The 21954-nt window shown below is 55.3% G+C and carries 19 protein-coding genes and 1 riboswitch; of the genes, 8 read left to right on the top strand and 11 right to left on the bottom strand.

What is annotated here, in order from left to right; genetic code table 11:
- Positions 1-282: 282 nt before the first annotated feature.
- A complete protein-coding gene (locus H6G13_RS20690; protein WP_206756534.1) occupies positions 283-1368 on the bottom strand; it encodes a septal ring lytic transglycosylase RlpA family protein in 1086 nt (361 codons plus the stop codon).
- 607 nt (positions 1369-1975) lie between these two features.
- Here H6G13_RS20690 and purM point away from each other — a divergent pair.
- Positions 1976-3031, top strand: coding sequence for a phosphoribosylformylglycinamidine cyclo-ligase (purM, locus tag H6G13_RS20695; RefSeq protein WP_190486362.1), 1056 nt, complete (start codon positions 1976-1978; stop codon positions 3029-3031).
- 115 nt (positions 3032-3146) lie between these two features.
- Here purM and H6G13_RS20700 read toward each other — a convergent pair whose 3' ends face one another.
- The 4 genes from H6G13_RS20700 to H6G13_RS20715 form a co-directional block, all read right to left on the bottom strand.
- Positions 3147-3950: a RodZ domain-containing protein gene (locus H6G13_RS20700; protein ID WP_190486364.1), complete on the bottom strand. Its 804-nt coding sequence runs from the start codon at positions 3948-3950 to the stop codon at positions 3147-3149.
- Between the two features lie 11 nt (positions 3951-3961).
- Entirely contained in the window at positions 3962-4753 is a 792-nt protein-coding gene (locus H6G13_RS20705) for a pseudouridine synthase (RefSeq protein ID WP_190486366.1), read from the bottom strand.
- 61 nt (positions 4754-4814) lie between these two features.
- Complete coding sequence (locus H6G13_RS20710; protein ID WP_190486368.1) at positions 4815-6185, bottom strand: ATP-binding protein; 1371 nt, start codon at positions 6183-6185, stop codon at positions 4815-4817.
- A 138-nt stretch (positions 6186-6323) separates the two neighbouring features.
- Entirely contained in the window at positions 6324-6497 is a 174-nt protein-coding gene (locus H6G13_RS20715) for a DUF4278 domain-containing protein (protein WP_190486370.1), read from the bottom strand.
- Between the two features lie 39 nt (positions 6498-6536).
- Positions 6537-6613: riboswitch (Glutamine riboswitch) on the bottom strand.
- A gap of 169 nt (positions 6614-6782) precedes the next feature.
- On the opposite strand from H6G13_RS20715, the gene H6G13_RS20720 reads away from it, so the two are divergent.
- From H6G13_RS20720 to H6G13_RS20730, 3 genes are all read left to right on the top strand, one after another.
- Positions 6783-7598 carry a creatininase family protein gene (locus tag H6G13_RS20720; protein WP_190486372.1) on the top strand — a complete coding sequence of 272 codons (816 nt, stop codon included), beginning with the start codon at positions 6783-6785 and terminating at the stop codon, positions 7596-7598.
- A 246-nt stretch (positions 7599-7844) separates the two neighbouring features.
- Positions 7845-8582 (top strand): ROK family protein, encoded by a 738-nt coding sequence (locus tag H6G13_RS20725; RefSeq protein ID WP_190486985.1) that lies wholly within the window; start codon positions 7845-7847, stop codon positions 8580-8582.
- 85 nt (positions 8583-8667) lie between these two features.
- The gene (locus H6G13_RS20730) at positions 8668-8805 is read left to right on the top strand and encodes a hypothetical protein (protein ID WP_190486374.1); all 138 of its coding nucleotides are present in this window, start codon (positions 8668-8670) and stop codon (positions 8803-8805) included.
- Between the two features lie 166 nt (positions 8806-8971).
- Here H6G13_RS20730 and H6G13_RS20735 read toward each other — a convergent pair whose 3' ends face one another.
- From H6G13_RS20735 to H6G13_RS20750, 4 genes are all read right to left on the bottom strand, one after another.
- On the bottom strand, positions 8972-9508 hold the full coding sequence (locus H6G13_RS20735; protein ID WP_190486376.1) for a universal stress protein: 537 nt from the start codon (positions 9506-9508) through the stop codon (positions 8972-8974).
- A 206-nt stretch (positions 9509-9714) separates the two neighbouring features.
- Positions 9715-10512, bottom strand: coding sequence for a twin-arginine translocase subunit TatC (gene tatC, locus H6G13_RS20740; protein WP_190486378.1), 798 nt, complete (start codon positions 10510-10512; stop codon positions 9715-9717).
- An 81-nt stretch (positions 10513-10593) separates the two neighbouring features.
- The gene (locus tag H6G13_RS20745) at positions 10594-11523 is read right to left on the bottom strand and encodes a RodZ domain-containing protein (protein ID WP_190486381.1); all 930 of its coding nucleotides are present in this window, start codon (positions 11521-11523) and stop codon (positions 10594-10596) included.
- Between the two features lie 54 nt (positions 11524-11577).
- Positions 11578-13836, bottom strand: a complete 2259-nt coding sequence (locus H6G13_RS20750; RefSeq protein ID WP_190486382.1) for a transglycosylase SLT domain-containing protein — start codon at positions 13834-13836, stop codon at positions 11578-11580.
- Positions 13837-13986: 150 nt separating this feature from the next.
- Between H6G13_RS20750 and H6G13_RS20755 the strand changes: the two genes are divergently transcribed.
- The 4 genes from H6G13_RS20755 (at position 13987) to H6G13_RS20770 (ending at position 19153) form a co-directional block, all read left to right on the top strand.
- Complete coding sequence (locus H6G13_RS20755) at positions 13987-15465, top strand: leucyl aminopeptidase (RefSeq protein ID WP_190486384.1); 1479 nt, start codon at positions 13987-13989, stop codon at positions 15463-15465.
- Between the two features lie 19 nt (positions 15466-15484).
- Entirely contained in the window at positions 15485-16387 is a 903-nt protein-coding gene (locus H6G13_RS20760; protein WP_190486386.1) for a sulfite exporter TauE/SafE family protein, read from the top strand.
- 129 nt (positions 16388-16516) lie between these two features.
- The gene (locus tag H6G13_RS20765; protein ID WP_190486987.1) at positions 16517-17959 is read left to right on the top strand and encodes a circularly permuted type 2 ATP-grasp protein; all 1443 of its coding nucleotides are present in this window, start codon (positions 16517-16519) and stop codon (positions 17957-17959) included.
- Positions 17960-18211: 252 nt separating this feature from the next.
- A complete protein-coding gene (locus tag H6G13_RS20770) occupies positions 18212-19153 on the top strand; it encodes an alpha-E domain-containing protein (RefSeq protein WP_190486388.1) in 942 nt (313 codons plus the stop codon).
- Between the two features lie 43 nt (positions 19154-19196).
- Here the strand turns inward: H6G13_RS20770 and H6G13_RS20775 are convergent, their stop codons facing one another.
- Both H6G13_RS20775 and H6G13_RS20780 read right to left on the bottom strand, forming a co-directional pair.
- Entirely contained in the window at positions 19197-20285 is a 1089-nt protein-coding gene (locus tag H6G13_RS20775; protein WP_190486389.1) for an ABC transporter ATP-binding protein, read from the bottom strand.
- A 143-nt stretch (positions 20286-20428) separates the two neighbouring features.
- On the bottom strand, positions 20429-21910 hold the full coding sequence (locus H6G13_RS20780) for an aminobutyraldehyde dehydrogenase (RefSeq protein WP_190486391.1): 1482 nt from the start codon (positions 21908-21910) through the stop codon (positions 20429-20431).
- Positions 21911-21954: the final 44 nt, after the last annotated feature.

A 21954-nucleotide genomic window follows, 5' to 3' on the forward strand; every position in this document is an offset into this window, starting at 1 on the left:
CACTGCTCCTCCTCGGGAGACAGCCTTAGCGCTCGATTACTAGAGATGTCAAATGCCCAAACTAGACCCAAACAAAAACCCCCCACTTCCTAGGATAAGCGGGGAGCTATAAATCTTCAGGGGGCAGGTCTTTAAAACTGCTGTAAACCCTGCAGTCATAGGAAAAACCTGCTCATTAATGCAAGAAGCACCTACCGAAGAGAGCAAAAAACAAGCAGCCAGAGTTTTCCCTTCGGCCTCCTGCCCTCTTGCTTCTGCCCTCTCCTGTTTGCTGCCCTGCTCTTACGGCCTACCCAAGACCTCGATCTTGACCGTGCCAACGCCGCTGCTCACTAGGCCAATTGCCTGAGCTGCCGCCGCTGATAAATCCAGCACCCGGCCATGCCCAAACGGCCCCCGGTCATTGATGCGAACAATCACCTGCTGACTATTGTTTAAGTTAGTAACCCTAACCTCCGTGCCAAAGGGCAGCGTTCGGTGGGCTGCTGTCATCGCATTCTGGTTAAAAACTTCGCCACTGGCGCTACGCCGCCCGTGAAATCCAGGTCCATACCAGGAAGCTACCCCTGTCAACACTGACGTTACTACCAGCGTTTCTTGGGCTGGAGCCGGAGCCGGACGGCCCTCAATCTCCTCTAGAGAGGAGGCATCTCCCAACAGCCGCCGCAGCCGATTAGCAATTTGCAGAGCATCTTCAGCCGGGTCTTCAGTGGTATCTGGCAAAATCGTGTTGTCATCGATGGCTACCAGGGTATCTCCGTTTAAGGTGACCTGGTACTGCGTCTCAGCTGCATTCCAGCGCACTGCAATCTGCTCAGCATCGCCTTCAGCGTAAAACTGCTCTAGCTGGGAGCCAATGTGGGTTGCTCTAGAAACCGGATCAGACAGCGAATTTCCAGATGAGCTTTCCAGTGCTTTGTTATCAGTCAGGGCGGGAAGATCGTTGCCCAGAAAAGTCAGAACCGGCAAATTGCGAACGTAGAGAGTAGCCGCCTGACGGCTGTCAAAGGGATGGGGCTGAACGACAATAAGACTATCATCTCTAGCTAGATCGGCCAGACTTAAGGGTTGAGACTCAATCTCTACCAGGTCAGTTTGCTCGGGTCGGGCAGACTCATCTAAGAAGGGATCAGAAACTAATTCAGAGGTAGCAAGTTCGTTAGAGCCTGAAGCAGAGTCTTCAGGATGCACAGCGGCGTTTGCAGCTGAATCGGGCGATTTCTCAGGAGACATCTCTGAAATATCAGAGGCCGCCAAGGGCGGCAGATGGTCCGTCTCGTCTACCTGTTGGGCGTGGCTTGCTAGCGGGGCTCCAAAGGAAGACATCACCAGGGCAGCAGTCAAACTACCCAGTACATGATGTTTCATTAAATTCCATAGAGTTCAACAATTCGGATTTCATCGGTCACCCGCTATGCCAGCAAGAGAAGTTCCCCACACACAGGAACCGTACCGATGTATATCCTTTGCGGAAATAGGGACGGGTGAGCTGCTACGGCAAAATGCCGCTTTATTCACCATGGCCAGAAAGATGTCCTGACTCATACCCATTCCGACTTTGCTTCAAAGGTTGGACGAAACGTAACTTAGCATGAAGTTCTTAAATTGCGAATCCAGGAACTTTCGGATGGGGATCAAGTCCCTAGGCTTTACGAAAACTTTAAAGTTTCGTTAAACCGCTTCTGCACTAACGGTTTCCCAGTTTTTTGGGGTTAGAGAAAACCTTAGAAAGTTTTTATTTTTTTATGGGACCTAGCCGATTTGTTCTAGAAAACCAATTGATTCAAGGTGGCAATCTGTAAATAGTTATAAATAACTTGGAAATGTTCATATGCAACTTTTTGTGTTGATGGGGATCGGTGTATTCAGGTAGCCAACCGACCCCAGGTATCTTTTTTCGCTACCACGTTGACGTCTTTTCCCCTGGCTTCTTAACGTAATGGATTGGGTTATCCAAATTTTTAGGACTACGTAGATGGATTACAAAGAAGCCGGGGTAGACGTCGAGGCGGGCCGTGATTTTGTCCACCGCATTCGATCTCTAGTAGATGGCACTCGGCGACCTGAGGTGCTGGGTGGTTTAGGCGGGTTTAGCGGATTTTGCCAGATTCCTCAGGGCTATCGTGAACCCGTTTTGGTGTCTGGCACGGACGGGGTTGGCACCAAACTTAAGATTGCCCAAGCTTTAAACCGACATGACACTGTCGGCATTGATCTCGTGGCTATGTGCGTCAACGATGTGCTGACCAGTGGCGCAGAGCCGCTCTTTTTTCTGGACTACCTAGCTACAAGCAAGCTAGAGCCCGCTCAGCTAGCCCAAGTGGTGGAAGGTATTGCTAACGGTTGCCGCCAGGCCAACTGTGCCCTATTAGGTGGAGAAACCGCTGAGATGCCAGGGTTTTATGCTCCTGGGGAATACGATCTGGCTGGGTTTTGTGTAGGCGTGGTTGAGAAACAGGCCATCCTCGACGGTAGCCACATTCAAATCGGAGATGTCGTTATCGGGTTGGCTAGCCAGGGCGTTCACAGCAATGGTTACAGCTTGGTTCGCAGAATTGTCGACGAGGCTCCCCGTTGCGATCGCACTCAGTCTGGGTATGGCTGGGATGAGAGGCCCCCCATTCTGGGCGGGGAAACGCTGGGCGAGGCCCTGCTCAAACCCACTCGGCTCTATGTTCAGCCTATTCTGCAGGCCCGTCAGGCCGGGCTCACTATTCGGGGCATGGCCCATATTACTGGGGGAGGCCTGCCAGAGAACCTGCCCCGCTGTTTGGGGCAAGGGCAGGCGATTCAAATTGACCCTGAGCGCTGGCAGATCTTGCCCATCTTCCAGTGGCTGGCTGAGGCAGGCACAGTGCCTCTACCAGAGATGTTTAATACTTTCAATATGGGGCTTGGGTTTGCGGTCATCGTACCGCTAGAAGAGGCGGATCAGGCGGTAAACTGGTTCACCCAGCAGGGTGTGCTGGCCTATGCGGTGGGCAGCATTGTTGCCGGGGCAGGAGAGTTGCTCGGTTTGCCTGTAGTCTAATGGCCTAGTTCGCCTCATTCCTGCTGGCCTAGAGCCGCTTAAAAATACTAAAAGCACCCGGCATTAGCCGGGTGCTTTTGAGCTTTTGAACCTCGATGCTTCTCAAGCTAGGAGCTTAGAAGGCCAAACCAATAGTCTGGGCAGGAGAATAAGTGATTTCAGCAACTGTACCAGGCTTTCCCAATGCCTCAGCCTGGCCGTCGTTATAGGTAACAACGACACCCCCTGCGTTGCCGGCCCGCACCGTCAGAGCTTGATTGGCGGTCCAGAGACGATTTTCCCCAGGCTGCAAAATTCCTTCAAATTCGGTCTTGCCGTCGGCTACAACCCGCAGCCAGGACTGGGCTGTCAGCGTTGTCTCCACTCGAATGGGATGGTTAGGGGCCTGAGAATTCGGGTTTCCTCCCTCTGGGCCAGCCGCTTCAGGGTTATCTGGAGTGACTTGAGCCGATTGCTCTGATCGGGGCTGGGTAGCTAGAGGGTCGAGGGGCGGCAGAGCACTGGCCTCAGGAGCCGTCTGGCGCAACACGTAGGAAAGACCGCTAACGGCAGCCACCATGAGGACCACATAGGCCGCATAAAGGTGGAGAGGCCGCAGCTGTGCCGCTGGGGTTTCTTTCCAGGAGGTCCGCCGCCGAGCCCGAGCAGCGGGTGCAAAGAACTGGCTAGCCAAGGTTTCTCCATCCAGGTTCAAGATATCGCCATAGCGGCGAATCAGGCCCCGAGTATAAATCGGCTCAGGCAGATTATCCAGGTCTCCCGTCTCGATCGCTTTTAGCAAGCTGCCCCGAATAAGCGTCTTGTCAGCTACATCTTCGAGATGTAGCTGCTGATCTTCTCGAGCCGCTTTGAGAATACTGCCAATCTCCTGGAGCTGCTCTTTGTAAATACTGTCTGGGGTATTTGCCTTTTTCTTCATAGAACGGAGAATCAGTGGCAACGCACAACATCAGCAGACGGTTTTTGCTGACCAGTCTTTTGAACTTTAGGGCTCGCAGACGATGCTATCAAGGTTATGACTTCTTGGGAAGAGAGGGGACGCACTCTTTCCAAAGAGAGATGACAGAGCTGTATCGCCCCGATAGCTGTTCGGTGTAGGCTAAGCACAGGATGGCCTAGCTGATCTGCAACTTTACGAATTTGGCGATTACGCCCCTCTCGCAGCACGATTTCCAGGAGCGTGCTGTCTGAGCTCTCTGCCCGCACTACACGAACCTCAGCCGGACGAGTTAGGCGGCCCTCTAGATTGACCCCCTGCCGCCAGGCTCGCAGGGTTTCAGGAGCAGGGCTGCCCTGCACTCGCACTCGGTAGGTTTTGGCAATGCTGTGACGAGGATGGGTCAACTGGTTGGTAAAGTGACCGTCGTTGGTGAGAATCAGGGCTCCGGTTGAGTTGAAATCAAGCCGGCCTACGGGATGCAGGCCCGGCACCTGCCAGATCTGGGGAAGAAGATCTAAAACAGTTCTTCTTCCTTGGGGATCGTCACAGGTAGAAACCACCCCGGCAGGCTTGTTAAGCAGCAGATAGGTTAGCTTCGGCTTTTCCTGGACAGCTAAGGGCTGCCCATCGACCTCAATGGCGTCGATAGCGGGATCGGCTTTTAGACCGAGGGATGCGATCGCACCATTTACCCGCACCCGCCCTTCCAGGATGAGCTGTTCAGCCTGTCGTCGGGAAGCTAGACCCCATTGAGAAATAACCTTTTGCAAACGCTCCTGCATGAGAGAAGCCCAAAATCGTAAACTTTTGTTCCCAATCTATTCAAACAGCTACCGCCACGCCTTACAAGGGGGAATGACCGGCTATGCTGTCTTGAGCCAGCAGCAGGCTGCCAGGTAAAATTATTTTCAGCCAGCCTCCGCCGAGATCCGGATGGTTTTCTGCAGCTATAGTGCCCTGGTGCGCCTCCACAATCTGCTGAACAATTGAGAGGCCCAGCCCACTGCCGCCCCCGCCTAAACCTTCATTCGCAGACACCTGCGAACTACTTGAGCCCCGGGCGGATCGATTGGTTTCGCGCTTGCGCGCCGGGTCGGCCCGGTAGAAGCGATCGAAAATGTGGGGCAAGTCTTTGTCTTGAAACCCCAATCCATTGTCAATCACATCCAAGCAGACCGCCATTCCCCCTTCTAAAGCGGAGCTTTCCACCAGACTCAACTGAACAAACACCGAAGCGCGAGACGGACTATGCTTGATGGCATTGTCTAGAAGATTGATCAAGACCCGGTACATCAAAGACTCATCCACTGTCATCAGTAAAGTCACTGGCCCGTCGTAGGTAAGGCTAAGTTGCTTTACCCGTGCCAGCGGTTCCAGACTCTGCCAGGCAGCCGTAATCAACTGAGCCAGGTCAACCGGCTTTAGGTTCAGACCCTGAAAATTCTGGCCTTCAAGGCGGCTCAGGTTAAGCAGGTCTTCAACCAAATTACTGAGGCGGATCGTTTCATTGAGCAAGCGGTCTAGCCAACCTTGTAAGGCGACATCAATACGCGGTTTAAGCGTCTCTGCCACCAGACGGATCGAGGTCAGCGGTGTTTTGAGTTCATGGGCCACATCAGAGGTCCAGCGATCGCGTTGCTGCAGCAGAGTCACCGCTTCCTGACGATTCTCCAAAAAGACGCCAATTCGCCCTTGATCGAGAGGCACGCCATAGCCTCTCAAGGGATAGGCAGGCTCATTTTTCGGATTAAGCGGATTGGGTGACACCCGATAGAGGGTCCAATCTCGCTGGCAGGGCTGATGCAGTTGACGCGTTTCCTCAATCAGGTTGTCTAGCTCATAAGAGCGCACGAGCTGAAGCAACAGTCGGGGTCGTTGCTCTAGCTCATCAAAAGATTGAGAAATACCCAGGAGCTGACCGGCCTGCAGGTTGCACCACAGCAGCTGGTTTTCTTCATTGACTAGGAGGTAGCCAATCGGAGCATTTTCCAGCAAAAACTGATGGCTGTCTAAAGCCCGTTCTAAACCATTGACCTGCTGGCCTTGGTCAGCAATCCTGTGCGATAGCTGTGTTATCAAATCGAGATCAGAAGATCCAGGATCAATCTGCTGTCTTTTCACCAGCAATTTCAACCGGGCATTGAATCGAGTCCAACGCCAGAACCAGATTCCCAGCCCTGTTGCCAGGCCCATTAAGAACCATACGACTGGCACAGCATTTATCCCATATTTCTTCTGAGGATATCGCATTAAAAAGCACCCCGAATGGAGTGCTTTTCTCTAGAACGAGTGTGCTACAGGAATTTTTTGACTCAAGCCAGACAGCAAACTAAGTTGTAAAGTGGGTCAAGCCTACTTTACAGTTGCGCCCCGATACTTAAGACCTTCTACTGAAGAGTGGGCTGCTGACTGCTTGGGGGTGTGCCGAGAAACAGCTGCACCCCGGTAGCGACCAATGAGCTCTTCAGACATTTCTACTTGGGCTTGAGTGGGTTCGTAGCTAACGCCGCGATAACGTAAAGACATAATTTCGCCTCTCAGAGTAATGAATTGAAGTGAGTTAGAGGCGCGTTCCTTCGGGGAGTCCCTACTTCCGTCCTGTGCTAGAGCCAATTAGGCTCTTACTAGCTCGGATGAACGATTTACTTTCTGTATTCATTTTTACCGTTTTGACTTTTTCTGTCAAGACAAAAGGCCAAACTTGTCACGGATTCAAGACATTACTAGGAGTATAGACTTTATTCTCGCCACCTCTATCCTGTATGGCTCTCTGCTGAGTCCCTTCTTCCTACACATCTATTAGCAATGCCGATGCACAGTTTTTTTCCGCCTGAGCGATATTTTCCCTATCTCACCTGGCAAGATGTTCAAGCCATGCCCGATAAGGAAAATGTGGTAATTATTCAGCCCATTGGGGCAATTGAGCAGCATGGTCCTCATCTGCCCCTAGCAGTAGACGCCGCTATCAGCGCTGCCGTACTGGGCAAAGCCCTCACAAAACTGGAATCTGAGGTGCCCGCCTATACGTTGCCGCTGCTGTATTACGGCAAGTCCAATGAGCACTGGCATTTTCCGGGCACGATTACGCTCTCCACCCAAACTCTGCTAGCGGTTCTGCGAGAGGTGGGAGAGAGCATCTACCGAGCGGGCTTTCGTAAGCTAGTGCTAATGAACTCTCACGGGGGACAGCCCCAGGTGATAGAAATTACGGCCCGGGATCTGCACCAGACCTATGAGGACTTCCTGGTCTTTCCCCTATTTACCTGGCGCGTCCCCAACACGGCAGGCGAACTGTTGAGCGATTTAGAAAAAGAGTTGGGCATCCATGCTGGAGACGCTGAGACTAGCCTGATGCTGTCTGTGCTGCCTGATCAGGTGCACATGGATCGGGCCGTGAAGGAGTATCCCCAAGGCTTGCCAGAGAATAGCCTGCTCAGTATGGAGGGGGCACTGCCCTTTGCTTGGGTAACGCGGGACCTGACCCGCAGCGGGGTGCTGGGAGATGCAACAGTCGCGACGCGAGAAAAAGGCGATCGCATTCTTGAGAGCGTGTCTGCTGGTTGGGTGCAAACGATTCGCGATATCTATCGGTTTCGACAACCCCAAGTTTGGCGGCAAAAATCTTAGGCTTCCGTTTGCCTCATCGCCTGGGCCTAAACAAAACGTTAAATATCCCGCCCGAAAATCGTTAAATATTCCTCATGACGCCTGATTGAAGGGCGAGATTCTGCCTATACTGCAGTCACTGTTGCGTGTTAGGCAGTTGTCACATAAGGAAGCGGGAGCGATGATGGGAGAGCAAAAACGGCTAAGCAAACGGACCCTGCGACCGTGACTCAACCTTTACCCACAAACGCTTTGCCCGCGGACGATTTGCAGGCAGCAGGCTGTAGTCAGGCAGCCCCAGATCCGTCCTCGGCGGCTTCGAAAACACTGTCTGTTGATATTGGCGGGAGCGGCATTAAAACCATCTTGCTAGATGCCAGGGGAGAAGCTCTGACCGAGCGGTTGCGGCAAAATACGCCTGCGCCTGCAACGCCAGAGGCCATTATTAACCTCATTCAAGCACAGGCGGCTCAGCAGGGAGACTTCGACCGAGTATCAGTAGGTTTTCCTGGCGTGGTGCGCCAAGGAGTCATTGGCTCGGCGGCCAATCTAGACAGCCGCTGGATTGGCGTAGATCTAGCCCAATCGCTCACCCAACTTCTGGGCAAGCCGGTTCGCGTGGCCAATGATGCTGATGTGCAGGGGCTGGGAGCCGTAACCTGCCAGGGCGTTGAACTGGTGCTTACCTTGGGAACCGGTGTCGGAGCAGCCCTCTTTGTTAACGGTACGCTCGTCCCTAATCTGGAACTGGGCCACCATCCCTTCCGCAAAGGGGAAACCTACGAGCAGCAATTAGGCCGATCTGCCTTAGAAGGGATAAGCAAAAAACGGTGGAACCGGCGGTTGGAAAAAGCGATCGCACTGCTGCAAGCTATCTTTAACTACGACACGCTCTACCTAGGCGGCGGTGAAACCAAGCAGATCAACTTTGACCTACCCAAAAATGTCAAAATCGTTTCCAATATGATGGGGCTGTTGGGGGGAATTGCCCTTTGGCGAGACTAAGACCGTATCTCGCGACTTTTGAAAAACTCTACACAATTGCGCTACACAACATGCGCACACAACACAAAGACATCCCAGTAAAACGATGATGCCTCTTTTTGGCCTACCCCTAGCTTACCTGCCTCTGCCCGCCAGTTCTGCTGATTGGGGAGCCCTAATCTTCTTTGGCGGGCTGGTCGCTTTGATTGCTTGGCGTGTCTACGATACCCGCCCTACCCGTTAAGAATTTCCCCTGACAGAAGTCACCCAGACGAAACTGAAGTTTGTAAATTGGGTAGGGCTTGGCGAAACCCCAAGATTCCTTGCCAGGCTAGGTTGAGCGTAGCCAAACCCAACCACCGGGAGCCATATTTAGAGCATGGCAGAACGTTAGAGCTAGTTTAGGCTGTCTACCTAAGTGCAGTTGTGTCAGCCATTGCTGATTTGGTGCTGTGAGCAGACTTTGTCTTGGAGCTATGCACCACTAGCACCGAACAAGGCGCATGGTGCATGACATAGTTGCTAACGCTGCCCATCAGCAGCTCGCTCAATCCGCTGCGTCCGTGGCTGCCAACGATGATGAGATCAGCTTCCCAGGTGCGGGCCAGATCGCAAATCACGAGAGAGGGTTCTCCCCCAGACTGGATAAATTCGGCCCTAACTCCGGCGTTGGTAGCAGTTTCCGAATCTCTTTGAAGCCGCTCAATACCCGCTGTTTCAAACGTGTGCCACCGCTCCTGGTAAAGTTGCCAAGAAGCGTCATCCAAGATGGGATAGTAGGCAGGGTAAGCACGTAGGGGAATGCCGGGGCTGCCAACCCCATAGGCTGACAGAACGTGTAGCAGCATTAACTGAGCGTCGAGCGCTGCCGCCATCGCCAGGGCTTTTTCAAAGACTGTGGCTCGTAGCGGAGAATCATCTAGCGCAACTAAAATTCTTCTAAACATGATGGGCCTCCCAATCAGGGTTGACCGCCTTGCACGAACACTACTTGCTCCTGAAGCGAAGTCCCTATGAAGTGAAGGGTCTAAGCAGCTGCTGAGAATGCAGGGCGTTCTACCTCAATTATAGGAAGCGGGCTGAGAGTGAAGCTGAGAGCTTAACATGCCGCAACTCCCCCAGCCTCTGCGGGCCAAGTCCCAGGTTGGAGCCTTTAACGCCCAATCACCTTAACCATGCCAATCCCGCCAAAGTATAAAAACAGCACCGCCCCGCCCAAGAGGCTCTGGGTCACTGGATCGGTAGAGGGTGTCAGCACTGCGCCTAGGACCGCTGCCCCCAACAGCACAAAGCGCCAGCTAGAAAGCATCTGCTGAGAGGAAACGATGCCCAGCAGGCCCAGCAGCAGCTGCACGATCGGGATTTGGAACGCTAGCCCGGTGCTGAACAGCAGCAGCAGCACAAACTCAAAGTAGCGGTCAATCGACCAGAGCTGCTCTACCACATCAGCCCCGTAGTTGATAAAGAAATTTAGCGCTGCTGGGATCAGGGCAATGTAGGCAAAGGCCAAACCCGCAAAAAAGAGAACGCTTGAACCTAGCACCACCGGCCCTATTAGCCGCCGCTCCCGCCGAGTCAACCCCGGAAGCACGAACATGATGATCTGGTACAAAATAAACGGGCTGCCAATCAGCAAACCGCTGTATCCTGCCACTTTCAAAGAGACAAAGAAATACTCACCCGGTGAAAGCTGTAGGAACTTAACGCCCTGAGCAGGCACCTCTAGCAGTTGCACAATCTGGTTGACCACAAAGAAACAGCCCACAATGCAGACAAAAACCGCAATTAGGCTGTAGAAGATGCGGCGGCGCAGTTCCTCCAGATGGTCAAACAGAGACATCTCTAGATCGGCAGGCACCTCATCCAAAAAGGAATCTGGATCTTCTGCCGGGGCGGCGGATGAGACCAGGGTCTGGTTGTCTAGAGTCTCAAGATCGGAGGGAGGCGTCATAGGCATTGGATAGGCGAAGCCCCAAGGTGTCTCCTAGATTGTAAACACCAGAGCACTCACGCGTCAGGTTGTGGAGCAAGGTTAGGGAACAGCCAGAGTGGCCGGGTCAGTTTCAGGGGTTAGCGTCAGGGTTCTGACAGTGCCCGAGGCTCCCATCGAGACTGGCGCACTGCCGTTGAAAGAGAGGGCTACTCCCCCAGCATTGCCAGAGGTAATCCGAAGACTGCTCTGGGCCTCGTAGGTTTCTTCGGTGCCGCTTTCGAGAATGCCCTCATAGACTTTCTGGCCATCGGCAACGACGCTAATCCATGCGCGATCGCGCATGGACAGGTCGGCCACCACAGGCGCATTGGAAGTCGGTTCAGGCGTAGCTGCAGGGGTAGGCACTGGTACTGGGACAGGCTCGGGGGTTACCGCTTCGGGCGCTGCCGTTGGGGACTGGCTAGAGTTAGCTACAGAAGCCTGGTTCGGTCGATTGGCCAAGCTCCAGATCCCCAAAGCGGCTCCTGCTACCAAGACCAATGCCCCTGCGGCCAGGCCCAAAGGCAGGCCGCTTTGACGCCGATTCACACCGCGTTCAGGAACAGGAGGATCATGGGGAAACTGAATGGGCTGCCGAGTTTCTTGAAGCGGTTGCCAGGTTTCTTGGACTGGCTGCCGAGCTTCTTGAACCGGAGGCCGCATTTCGACTTCGGTATGACCGTTGGTCAAGCCGTTGCCGTTGCTAGGGGGTTCGGACACAATATGAGCGGCTGTAACCGAAAATTCCTTCGAGAGTTCGCTGCCATCGAGGCCCAGGGCTTCGCCATAGCGCCGGATAAAACCTTGAATGAAAACAGGTTCGGGAAGCTGCTGCTCCTGCCCTTCTTCAACCGCTCGCAGCAGCGCTGGCCGAATGAAGATTTGATTGGCAATATCATCTAGCCCCCGACCCTGCTGCTGACGGATCTGACGCAGGTAAGCGCCAATTTCGCGAAGCTGCTCAATTTGAGTCGATGCTAACTTGGCCACACTACCCTCACTGAATCTTTCACAGAGGAACCACGATCTCTGACGGAGCTTATTCTAATGGGAAACGGCAGAATGGGAAACCGCAGAGGTGCGTGCGCTACGCGACTGATACTGAGAGACTTGCTTGGCTACCTCCGGATTGTATAGCCGTAAATAGTTCCAGTAGCCCTCAAAAACGGAGTGAACGTAGCCTTGGGTTTCTGGATAGGGAATTTTCTTAACGAATTCATCGGCATCGGCAAAACCGCCCTCACTGATCCAGCCAGCTACCGCCCCTGGGCCCGCGTTGTAGCTGGCTACCGCAAATAGCGAATGGTTGTCGTATTCCCGGTGGGTGTAGTCCAGATACCAGGTGCCCAAGTTGACGTTGTCGTTGGGGTTGTCGAGGTTGTAGTCGGGGATGCCCGCTTGGTCCTGGATCCAGGCGGCTGTTTCAGGCATTACCTGCATCAGCCCAGCGGCCCCTACCACCGAGCGAATGTTGGGCTCAAAGCGCGATTCTTGGCGGATTAAAGCCGTGACTAGCAGGGGATTGAGCTGGCGCTCAAGCGACCAAGTCTGGATCAAATCTGCAAAAGGAAAGGGGTACAGCGCCTGCCAGTAGTCGGGGTTGTCCTTGAGGGTTTGGTACTGAGCCTGGTCTTCGGGGTGATCCCGCCAGGACAGGCTAGACACCATGTAGATCCCGTCGAGGTTGTCGCCCACGCCCAGCCGCATCAGGCCGTCGGTGAACTGTTCGGCCACAGTGGCTTCCTGATGATTGCTAAACTCCACCTGCCAACGTTCCCAAGCCGTTTGGTTGTGCCCCAACAGATAGAGTTCCTGCAGCGCTTCTGATCCGGTGGGCAGCGGCGATCGCTGAGGCGGTAACTGAACTTCAGGCAATTTAGAGCGCACGGTCTTAAAATCGCCCACGTCCCAGCCCAGCATGACGGCTGAGCGCCAAGCATAGTAAGACTCAGGGTAGTGGCCAATGACGTGCTCAAAGGCGGCTTGGGCAACGTCTGACTGGCCTAGCTGCCTGGCCCACCGGCCTGCCCAAAATCCGGCTTCTGGGGTAACTTCTTGGTCGGGGCTGAACTTGACGGTCTCTTGAGCCCACCGTAAAGCCGTTTGCAGGTCTCCGGCTGCCGCTGCGCTCTCGGCATATTTCATCCGCAGCTCAGCTGCCGCTTCGGAGGCTCCGTACTGGTTCAGCAAGGACTGGCGAGCTTCCTGGGCCGAGGTTGAGCTGTTGAGGGCATCTAGGACTTCTGCTTTTTTCAGGAGCGCTTCGCCGGCCCGGTCAGGAAAGCGGGCAATCACCTGATCGAGCACGTTTGCCGCTTTTTCTAGGGAGAGGATATCGGAGAGCCGCACCAACCCCAATCCGGTTTCTGGCGCGTCTGGAAACTGCTGATCTAGCAGCGTGTAGTAGTTAGTAGCAGCGGTGGCGTTGCCGTTGAGCTGGTAGCCCCGACCGGCCCGGTAGAGATTGCGAGCAGTGGCAGGGGCTTTGGCATAGGCCGGGCCGGCTTTGACGTAGCGCCCTAGCTCCCAGTAGCCAAAGCCAATCATTTGCCAGTCGGCAGGCTGGAGCTGGTCAGCAAATTCTTTGGAGAGCCGGTCTAAAACTGCTTCGGCTTCAGGCCGGTAGTGGCCGTGCTGGGCAATCAGCTTGAGCAGAGGTAGAGTATCGGCCCGGTTAGGATCTTCGGCCAGGCGGGCAAAGGCTAGATCAATGCTGCGGGGATGGGCTGGAAAGGTTTGTAGCAGCTGCTCTAGGTAGGCGGGATCGGTTTCACTGAGACGGGAGAGTGCCTCTGCCGCTGCGGGGTCGCTGCCGTAGCGCTCCACGACTTGCTGCCAGGAGGCTACGGCTTCCTCTGGTTGGCCTGCCGCTTTTTGGGCCTGACCGAGCCGCAGCAGCGTGTAGGGAGCCAGCACCGGATAGGCTTCTTCTAGCCCTGTGAGCAGGGGAATGGCGCTGCCGCCCCGATCCTGGTTAATTTGATCGACGGCCAATAGATAGCGAGCCCGGCTGCTGACAAGCGAGGGTTCACCATTGGCTAGCTGAGCTAGCTGTAAGGCCCGCATCTCAGCCGGTAGCAGTGCCAGTTGAGGCACTACATCGGGTCGCTCGGCGAAGGGGTTTAGGGAGTGTTGAGCAGCCGTATCGGGCAAAATCCCGGCGGGCGGGCGGTGCCGTATTAAGGCGACAGCCATGCCCACAGAGAGCGCAGTTACCCCTGCGATCGCAATTAGGGGAATTCTTTTTCGAATATTGATCTGCCCAAGCGGCAGTTTTTCCTTCAGTTGCTTCAATTTCAGCATGGAGGCCTACCAGCGCTGTAAAGCTTTGTAGCAGAAAAAATCTGTTTTGGGACAGGTTTTTTTGGCCTAGCATGGCACATCCTGTCAACCTGCGATCACAATGGTTCAGAATATAAGCGTTACATAAGCGTTACTTAGAGTGAACCCGGGATGGAGTTTCAAGCATCGGACAAAACTTGTCTGACCTGGTCTGGCGATTGCCTTGTCATTGGCGTTTGTGAAGAGTCTTTGCCGCTGGCTGGCATGATGGCTGAGCTCAATGAGCGGCTCACCGGACTGTTGCAAGACTTAATAGATGAAACCGAGTTTACGGGCAAAGACGGTGCCACAGCGACCCTGCGAGTAGGCAAGCAAGGTCCGGTACACAAGCTGGGGCTAGTCGGCCTGGGTTCTGTCGAAAGCTTAAAACCCGAAACCCTTCGCAAAGCCGCCGCTACTGCAGCGAGACTGGCTAGAAAGGAAAAGTGTTCCTCCCTGGGTCTCAGCTTGCCGGTTTGGAACAACGACCCGGCCCTCACAGCCCAAGCCTTGACCGAAGGGAGCATCCTGGCGCTTCAGGAAGACAGCCGCTTTAAATCAGATAAAGACGAGAAGGCCAACCCGGTTCAACAGGTTCACCTGCTGGACTTAGCAGGGCAAGAGGCTGCGGTTAGCAAAGCCCAAGCCATCTGTGAAGGCGTGATTTTGGCGCGGGAGCTGGTTGCCGCCCCGCCCAACGTAGTTACCTCCGTCAGCCTGGCCGAAACTGCAGCAGAGATTGCCCAGTCCTGCGGCCTGACTCTGGAAGTGCTGGAGCAGGAAGACTGTGAAAAGCTCGGCATGGGAGCTTATCTAGGCGTGGCCCAGGCCTCTGAGATACCGCCCAAATTCATTCACCTGACCTACAAGCCCGAAGGCACCCCCAAGCGCAAGCTGGCCATTGTGGGCAAAGGGCTAACCTTTGACTCTGGCGGCCTAAACATTAAAGGGGCTGGCAGCGGCATTGAAATGATGAAAGTGGATATGGGCGGCGCGGCTGCCACCCTGGGAGCCGCCAAAGTTATCGGTCGCCTGAAGCCAGAAGTAGAAGTCCACTTCATCAGCGCCACAACTGAGAACATGATCAGCGGCCGCGCCCTCCGTCCCGGCGACATTTTGACCGCGTCTAACGGCAAAACTATTGAGGTTAACAACACCGATGCTGAGGGTCGTCTGACCCTAGCTGATGCCCTGGTCTTTGCCGAAAAACTGGGTGTAGATGCCATTGTCGATCTGGCAACGCTAACCGGGGCCTGCATTATTGCACTCGGGGACGATATTGCTGGGCTGTTTACGCCGGACGACGGGCTGGCTCAGGAAATTTCCCAGGCTGCCGAATTCAGTGGCGAGAAGCTCTGGCGTTTACCGATGGAAGAGAAATACTTTGAGGGCCTGAAATCTCTAGCGGCCGATATGAAAAACACCGGTCCTCGCCCTGGTGGCTCGATTACAGCCTCACTGTTTCTGAAGCAGTTTGTCAACGGCACGCCTTGGGCGCATCTAGATGTGGCCGGTCCGGTGTGGATTGAGAAGGAGGGGCCTTACCACAGTCCAGGGGCTACAGGATATGGCGTGCGCACCCTGGTACAGTGGGTTCTGGCATCGAGCTAATCCACACTGGCAACAATGTATGGTCGATGATTTTGGGCTGCTGGCGGCAGCCGGGGTGCTTTCTGGCGTTTTGGCGGGCTTTTTAGGCATTGGCGGCGGCACGATTTTGGTGCCGATCATGGTGCGCCTCGGCATTACCCCGATAGAAGCGGTTGCAACCAGCAGTCTGGCCATTGTTGTCACGTCGATTACCGGCAGCGTGCAGAACTGGCGCATGGGCTTTCTAGACCTGCGTAAGGTTCTGATGCTGGGATTTCCAGCATTGGTCACGGCTCAGCTGGGGGTGCTGCTAGCCAATGTTTTCCCAGATTATGTCCTGCTGGGGGGCTTTGGTCTGCTCTTGGTTCTCAACGTGTATCTGGTGGGGCTGCGTAAGCAGGTAGTGGCCCAAAAGGCGCGGCAGGAACGGCATCAGGTAGAGGCGCAGACGACGGACAACCCGACGCCGGCTGATTTCAACGGCAGATCTGCTGGGGCCGAAGACGCGATGACACCTGCCGACCCGCCTCACGAACGCGTCTCTACAGGGGGCGAACGAGAGATGAACCCCGTTTTAGCGCGGCTCATTACCGGCAGTTCGGCAGGGATTCTGGCGGGGCTATTTGGGGTGGGGGGCGGCGTTATCATGGTGCCGCTGCAGATTTTGCTGCTGGGAGAAGGAATTAAAACAGCGGTGCAGACAAGTTTGGGGGTAATTGTGATAACTGCGATCGCAGCCTGCAGCGGCCACGCCCTCAGCGGCAACGTGCTGTTTCAGGTGGGGCTGATCTTAGGCATCGGGGGGTTGGTGGGGGTGCAGGTCAGCACTCGCTTTTTGCCCAAGCTGCCCGATCAGGCCATCACATTTATGTTTCGGGCTTTGCTGGCGCTGCTGTCGGTCTACATTTTTTGGCAGGCCTGGAACAGCTATTTGAGCCGTTAAGGGATTGGCTCATCAACATAAAGATCGGTTGCTTGGTAGCTAACACTACAGTTTGCAGTCCGGCTGAGCGTCTATTCAATAATTCTATTGCTGGCGGCTGAACGAACACGCTGGGGAGTGAGCTCGACTGTGCTATTTGATACCTATGATCCGGGAGATTTTTTTGATGAGCTGTTTACGGCTAAGAACCAACCCCGATTCGAAGCCGCTCCCCTCGTCAACCGGATCAACAGCCTGACGCTGGCCGAGCTGCAGCGACGACAGCAGACCGCCCAAAATGCTCTTTTCAAAATGGGCGTGACTTTCAATGTTTACAGCGATGAGCAGGGCACCGAGCGCATCTTTCCCTTTGATGTGATTCCTCGCATCGTGCCCTATAGCGAGTGGGAATGGCTGGAAAAAGGGCTGAAGCAGCGCATCTACGCTCTTAACTGCTTCCTGCACGATATCTACAACGACCAAAAAATTCTTAAAGACGGCGTGATTCCTCGCGAGGATGTGGAGTCGGCCCCTGGCTTTTTGCCGCCTTGCATGGGTCTGCAGCCGCCTGAGGGCATCTGGTGCCACATTACCGGCACCGACCTGGTTCGCGACAAAGACGGCAGCTGGTACGTGCTGGAAGACAACCTGCGGTGTCCTTCTGGGGTGTCTTATGTGTTGGAGAGCCGCCGGGTGATGAAAAGCACCTTCCCGCATCTGTTTGCCTCCATGGATATTAAGCCGGTAGACGACTACGCTAGCCAGCTGCTAGAAGCACTGCTGAACCTGGTGCCGTCGCAACTGGCCGATCCTCGGGTGGTGGTGCTAACGCCGGGCATGTACAACTCTGCCTATTTTGAGCACTCTTTTCTGGCTCAGCAGATGGGGGCAGAACTGGTGGAGGGGCGCGATCTGGTGGTGGCCGACGGCTATCTGCAGATGCGCACAACCAAGGGGCTGCAGCGGGTAGACGTGATCTATCGCCGCATTGACGACGACTTTATCGACCCGCTGGCCTTTCGGTCTGACTCAATGCTGGGGGTGCCGGGACTAATGGAGGTGTATCAAAATGGGCGGGTTGCGATCGCAAATGCCCCCGGTACTGGCGTTGCCGATGACAAGCTGATCTACGCCTACGTACCCCGGATGATCCGCTATTACCTAAACGAAGAGCAGATCATCCCCAACGTGCCCACCTATCTCTGTGAACAGGCCCAAGAGCAGGCCCACGTGCTCGCCAACCTAGATCAGTTAGTGGTCAAAGCCACCAACGCCTCCGGCGGCTACGGTATGCTGGTCGGCCCTCACGCCACCCCTGATCAACGGCAGGACTTTGCCGAAAAAATTCAGGCCAATCCGCGCGGCTACATCGCCCAGCCCACCCTCTGCCTGTCGCGAACCCCGACACTAATTGGCGATACTTTTGAGGGCTGTCATGTAGACCTGCGGCCCTACATCCTCTATGGCAAAGACATCTACGTTAATCCAGGCGGACTAACCCGCGTCGCCCTGCGTAAAGGCTCGCTAGTGGTGAACTCCTCCCAAGGCGGCGGCAGCAAGGATACCTGGGTAGTTAAGCCAACGGTGTCTTGACCTGCTGACCAGGGCAGAAGGTAGAAGGACGTGGGGAGGGGGAGACGCGGAGACGCGGGGAAGGGATACCGAAGGCGGGTGAGAGGGTGTGTTTCTCCGATGCCCGGTAGGGCCATTGAACTAGACGGAATCCTTACTTCCCCACCTCCCCTACCTCCCCCATCTTCATTTCCCCGCGTCTCCGTGTCCCCCTGTCCCCGCGTCTCCTTATCCCCACCCATCCACCCATCCACCATCCACCCATCCCCTCCCATGCTCAGCCGCGTTGCCGACTCGATTTACTGGATGAACCGCTACGTCGAGCGGGCCGAAAACGTCGCCCGCTTTGTCGATGTAAACCTCAATCTGCTGCTCGATTCGCCAGGAGTGCAGCAGTGGGAACCTTTGGTCGTCACGACGGGCGACCAAGCCCTTTTCAAGCAGCGCTACGGGGAAGCCACGGCTGAGAACGTGCTCCGCTTTCTCACCTTTGATAAGAACTACCCCAATTCGATCCTTTCCTGCCTACAGGCAGCCCGCGAAAATGCTCGCTCGGTGCGCGAAATCATTTCTTCTGAAATGTGGGAACAGGTCAACGCCTTTTACCTCATGGTGAAGGAGGCTGCTGAGGCAGGCTCGCTCTCTGATCTGCACATTTTCTTTCCTGAAGTTAAGCTGTCTAGCCACCTCTTTGCCGGGGTGATGGATGCCACAATGGCCCACAATGAAGGCTGGCACTTTGGCCTGCTGGGCCGCCTGCTAGAGCGCGCTGACAAGACCGCCCGCATTTTAGATGTGAAGTACTACATCCTGCTGCCGTCTATTTCCGATGTCGGCTCGTCGCTGGATGACTTGCAGTGGATTGCCCTGCTCAAATCGGCCAGCGCTTATGAAATGTACCGTAAGTGCCAGTACCGCATTACCCCCAACGGCGTCACCGAATTTCTGATTTTGAACCGGGAGTTTCCGCGCTCAATCCAGTTCTGTGTGCTGCAGGCAGAGAAGTCTCTGCGCCAGATCACCGGCACCCCGTCTGGAACCTGGCGGATGCCGAGCGATCGCACCATCGGCCGCCTGCGTTCAGAGCTAGACTATGTCACCATTGACGAGATTGTGAATCAGGGGCTCCACGAATTTCTCGACAGTCTGCAGATTCGGCTAAACCAGGTCGGCGAAGCCATTTACAAAGATTTCTTTTCCCTACAATCGGCGTAGAAATGTCAGTCCAGCCGCATGGCCCTAACCTGATACAAAAAAATCAGGCGGCAAAAATCAGCGCCTCTGACCAATCCCAGGTCAAGTAGACGGTCTCACCTTCGCTGCGAGGCAGGGAGCCCCGTCGGCGCAGTTCCAGAGCATGAAAGGTAGGGAGCTGAAGTGGGCTTTGCCCCTCGCCCAACTCCAGCAAATAGCTGGTTGAATACCCCAAATACTGGCTCTGCAGAATCGTGACGGGCAGGCTAGTGGGGGTCGCTTCGGCAAGGAGAGTCATGTTTTCAGGCCGCACCATTAGGCGAACAGAAGCCTGAGGCAAAACGGTGCCGACAACCGTTCCCTCAACAAACTGATCGCCAATTTGCACCTTGCCGCAGGTTTCGCTCGCGCCTATCAGCACGCCCTTAAAGAAATTGGCCCGCCCGATAAACTCAGCCACGTAGAGATCTGCTGGAGAGTCGTAAATTTCCAGCGGCGTACCGACCTGAAGCAGTTCGCCGGTTCGCATCACGGCGATGCGATCAGACAGGGCCAGCGCCTCTTCCTGGTCATGAGTGACATAAATGAAGGTGATGCCGGTCTGCCGCTGCAGTTGCTTGAGCTGGGTACGCAGTTCTAGCCGAATCTGGGCATCTAGCGCCGAAAGGGGCTCATCTAGCAGCAGCACGTCGGGCCGATCTACCACGGCGCGGGCCAGAGCAATGCGCTGCTTTTGACCGCCGGAAAGCTGGGCCATTTTGCGATCGCCATACTGCCCCAGCTGCACCAGATCTAGCGCTTCCTGCACCCGCTTTTGAATGTCGGACTCGGGCAGTTTCTGAACCCGCAGGGAAAAGCCCACGTTTTCAAACACGCTGAGGTGGGGAAACAGCGCATAGTCTTGAAAAACTGTATGGACGTTGCGCTGGTGGGCAGGCAGGGCGGTAACGTCTCCATCCCCAATCCAGATCTGGCCGCTGTCAGCCGTTTCAAAACCGCCGATCAGCCGCAGCAGACTGGTTTTGCCAGAGCCAGAGGCTCCCAAGAGCGTGAAGAACTCGCCTTCGAGCACCTCCAAGCTGATGTTTTTTGCGGCCTGGACAGCCCCATAGTTTTTGACAACGTTGACTAGCCGAACCGCAGGTTTTCCCATGTTTTTCCTAAATATTTTTCTGGTGCCCTGTCCTGGTGCCCAGGCTTCGCCTGAGTATAGGCAGGGGACGGCTCTGCCGCCTGTATTGGCAGCAGAACCGTTGGGGAGGCGTTCCTAAGCGGAGCCTGGGAACGAGGAGGGCGTTATTCGGGATCGTAGAAGACGGCTGCGTGCCAGGCCTTCTTAACATCGCCTTCTAGCTCAAACATGATGTGCTTGGCGATCGTGTATTCCTCGAAGGAGTAGCGCGACATGTCTTTGCCAAAGCCCGACTCTTTGAAGCCGCCGTGGGGCATCTCAGAAGCGATGGGCAGGTGATCGTTGACCCAGACGGTGCCTGCTTCAATGGCGGCAGTGGTGCGCCAGGCACGGGCCATGTTGTTAGTCCACACTGAGGCAGCGAGGCCGTAGGGGGTGTCGTTTGCGATCGCAAGTGCCTCTTCCTCCGTGTCAAACGGCACCACCACCGTCACCGGGCCAAAGACCTCCTGCTGCATCAGCTCGCTGTCTAGCGGCGCATCGCGGAAGATCGTGGGTTTAAAGAAAAAGCCTTTGCCATCGGGAATGCCGCCATCTAGGGCGACCTTCAACCCAGCATCCTTAGCCCGCTGAGCAAAGCCTGCCACCCGCTCCTGCTGGACCTGGGAAATCAGTGGCCCCATGTCAGTCGTAGCGGCCAATGGATCGCCGACGCGCACCTTCGCCGCTAAGGACGCATAGAGATCGATAAACGCCTCATACTGCGAACGATGCACAATCATGCGAGTGGCGGCGGTGCAGTCTTGCCCGGTGTTCATGTAGCCGCCAACGATGGCCCCGTGAGCTGCCGCTTCCACATCGGCATCTTCAAACACGACAAAGGGCGCTTTGCCGCCTAGCTCCATATGCACCCGCGTCATTTTCTGGGCGGCCAGCTCCATAATGCGCTTGCCGGTGCGGGTAGAGCCGGTGAAAGAGATCATCCGCACGTCGGGATTGGTCACCAAAGGTTCACCCACGCCAGGGCCGCCACCTGTCACTGCATTGATAACGCCGGCGGGAAAGCCCACTTCCAGCGCTGTTTGAGCAAAAATCAGGGTAGTCAGCGGGGTTTGGGGGGCGGGTTTGATGACTACGGTGTTGCCAGCTGCGATCGCAGGGGCAATCTTCCAAATCGCCATCATAAAAGGGTAGTTCCAAGGCGTGATCGAAGCCACCACGCCTACCGCTTCCCGGCGAATCACGGAGGTGTAGCCAGCCACATATTCCTTGGCCGAGGTGCCCTCGATGCTGCGGGCCTGTCCGGCAAAAAAGCGCAGGTTATCGATCGCAAAGGGAATGTCGCCATTGGCCGCCAGTTTGGTCGGCTTGCCCGCATTCTGGCACTCTACCTGCACCAGCAAATCGCTCTTGGCCTCTAGCGCATCAGCCAGCTTAAACATAAGGGCGCTGCGTTCACCGGGGGTCAGCTTCGACCAGGCCGGAAAGGCTGCTTTGGCCGCTGCCACTGCTTTTTCGATGTCGGCATAGTCGGCGCTGGGAACCTCGGCAAAGGCTTCCTCGGTGGCAGGATTGATAACTGTGTCCCATTCACTGCTGACGGCGTTGACTGCTTCGCCGCCGATGATCATCTTGTACTGGTCCATAGGGGATTGTCCTTACCGTCTGGTCAGATTTAAGCCTGTTGTGA

This window comes from Pseudanabaena sp. FACHB-2040, assembly GCF_014696715.1.
Lineage (GTDB): Bacteria > Cyanobacteriota > Cyanobacteriia > Phormidesmidales > Phormidesmidaceae > JACVSF01.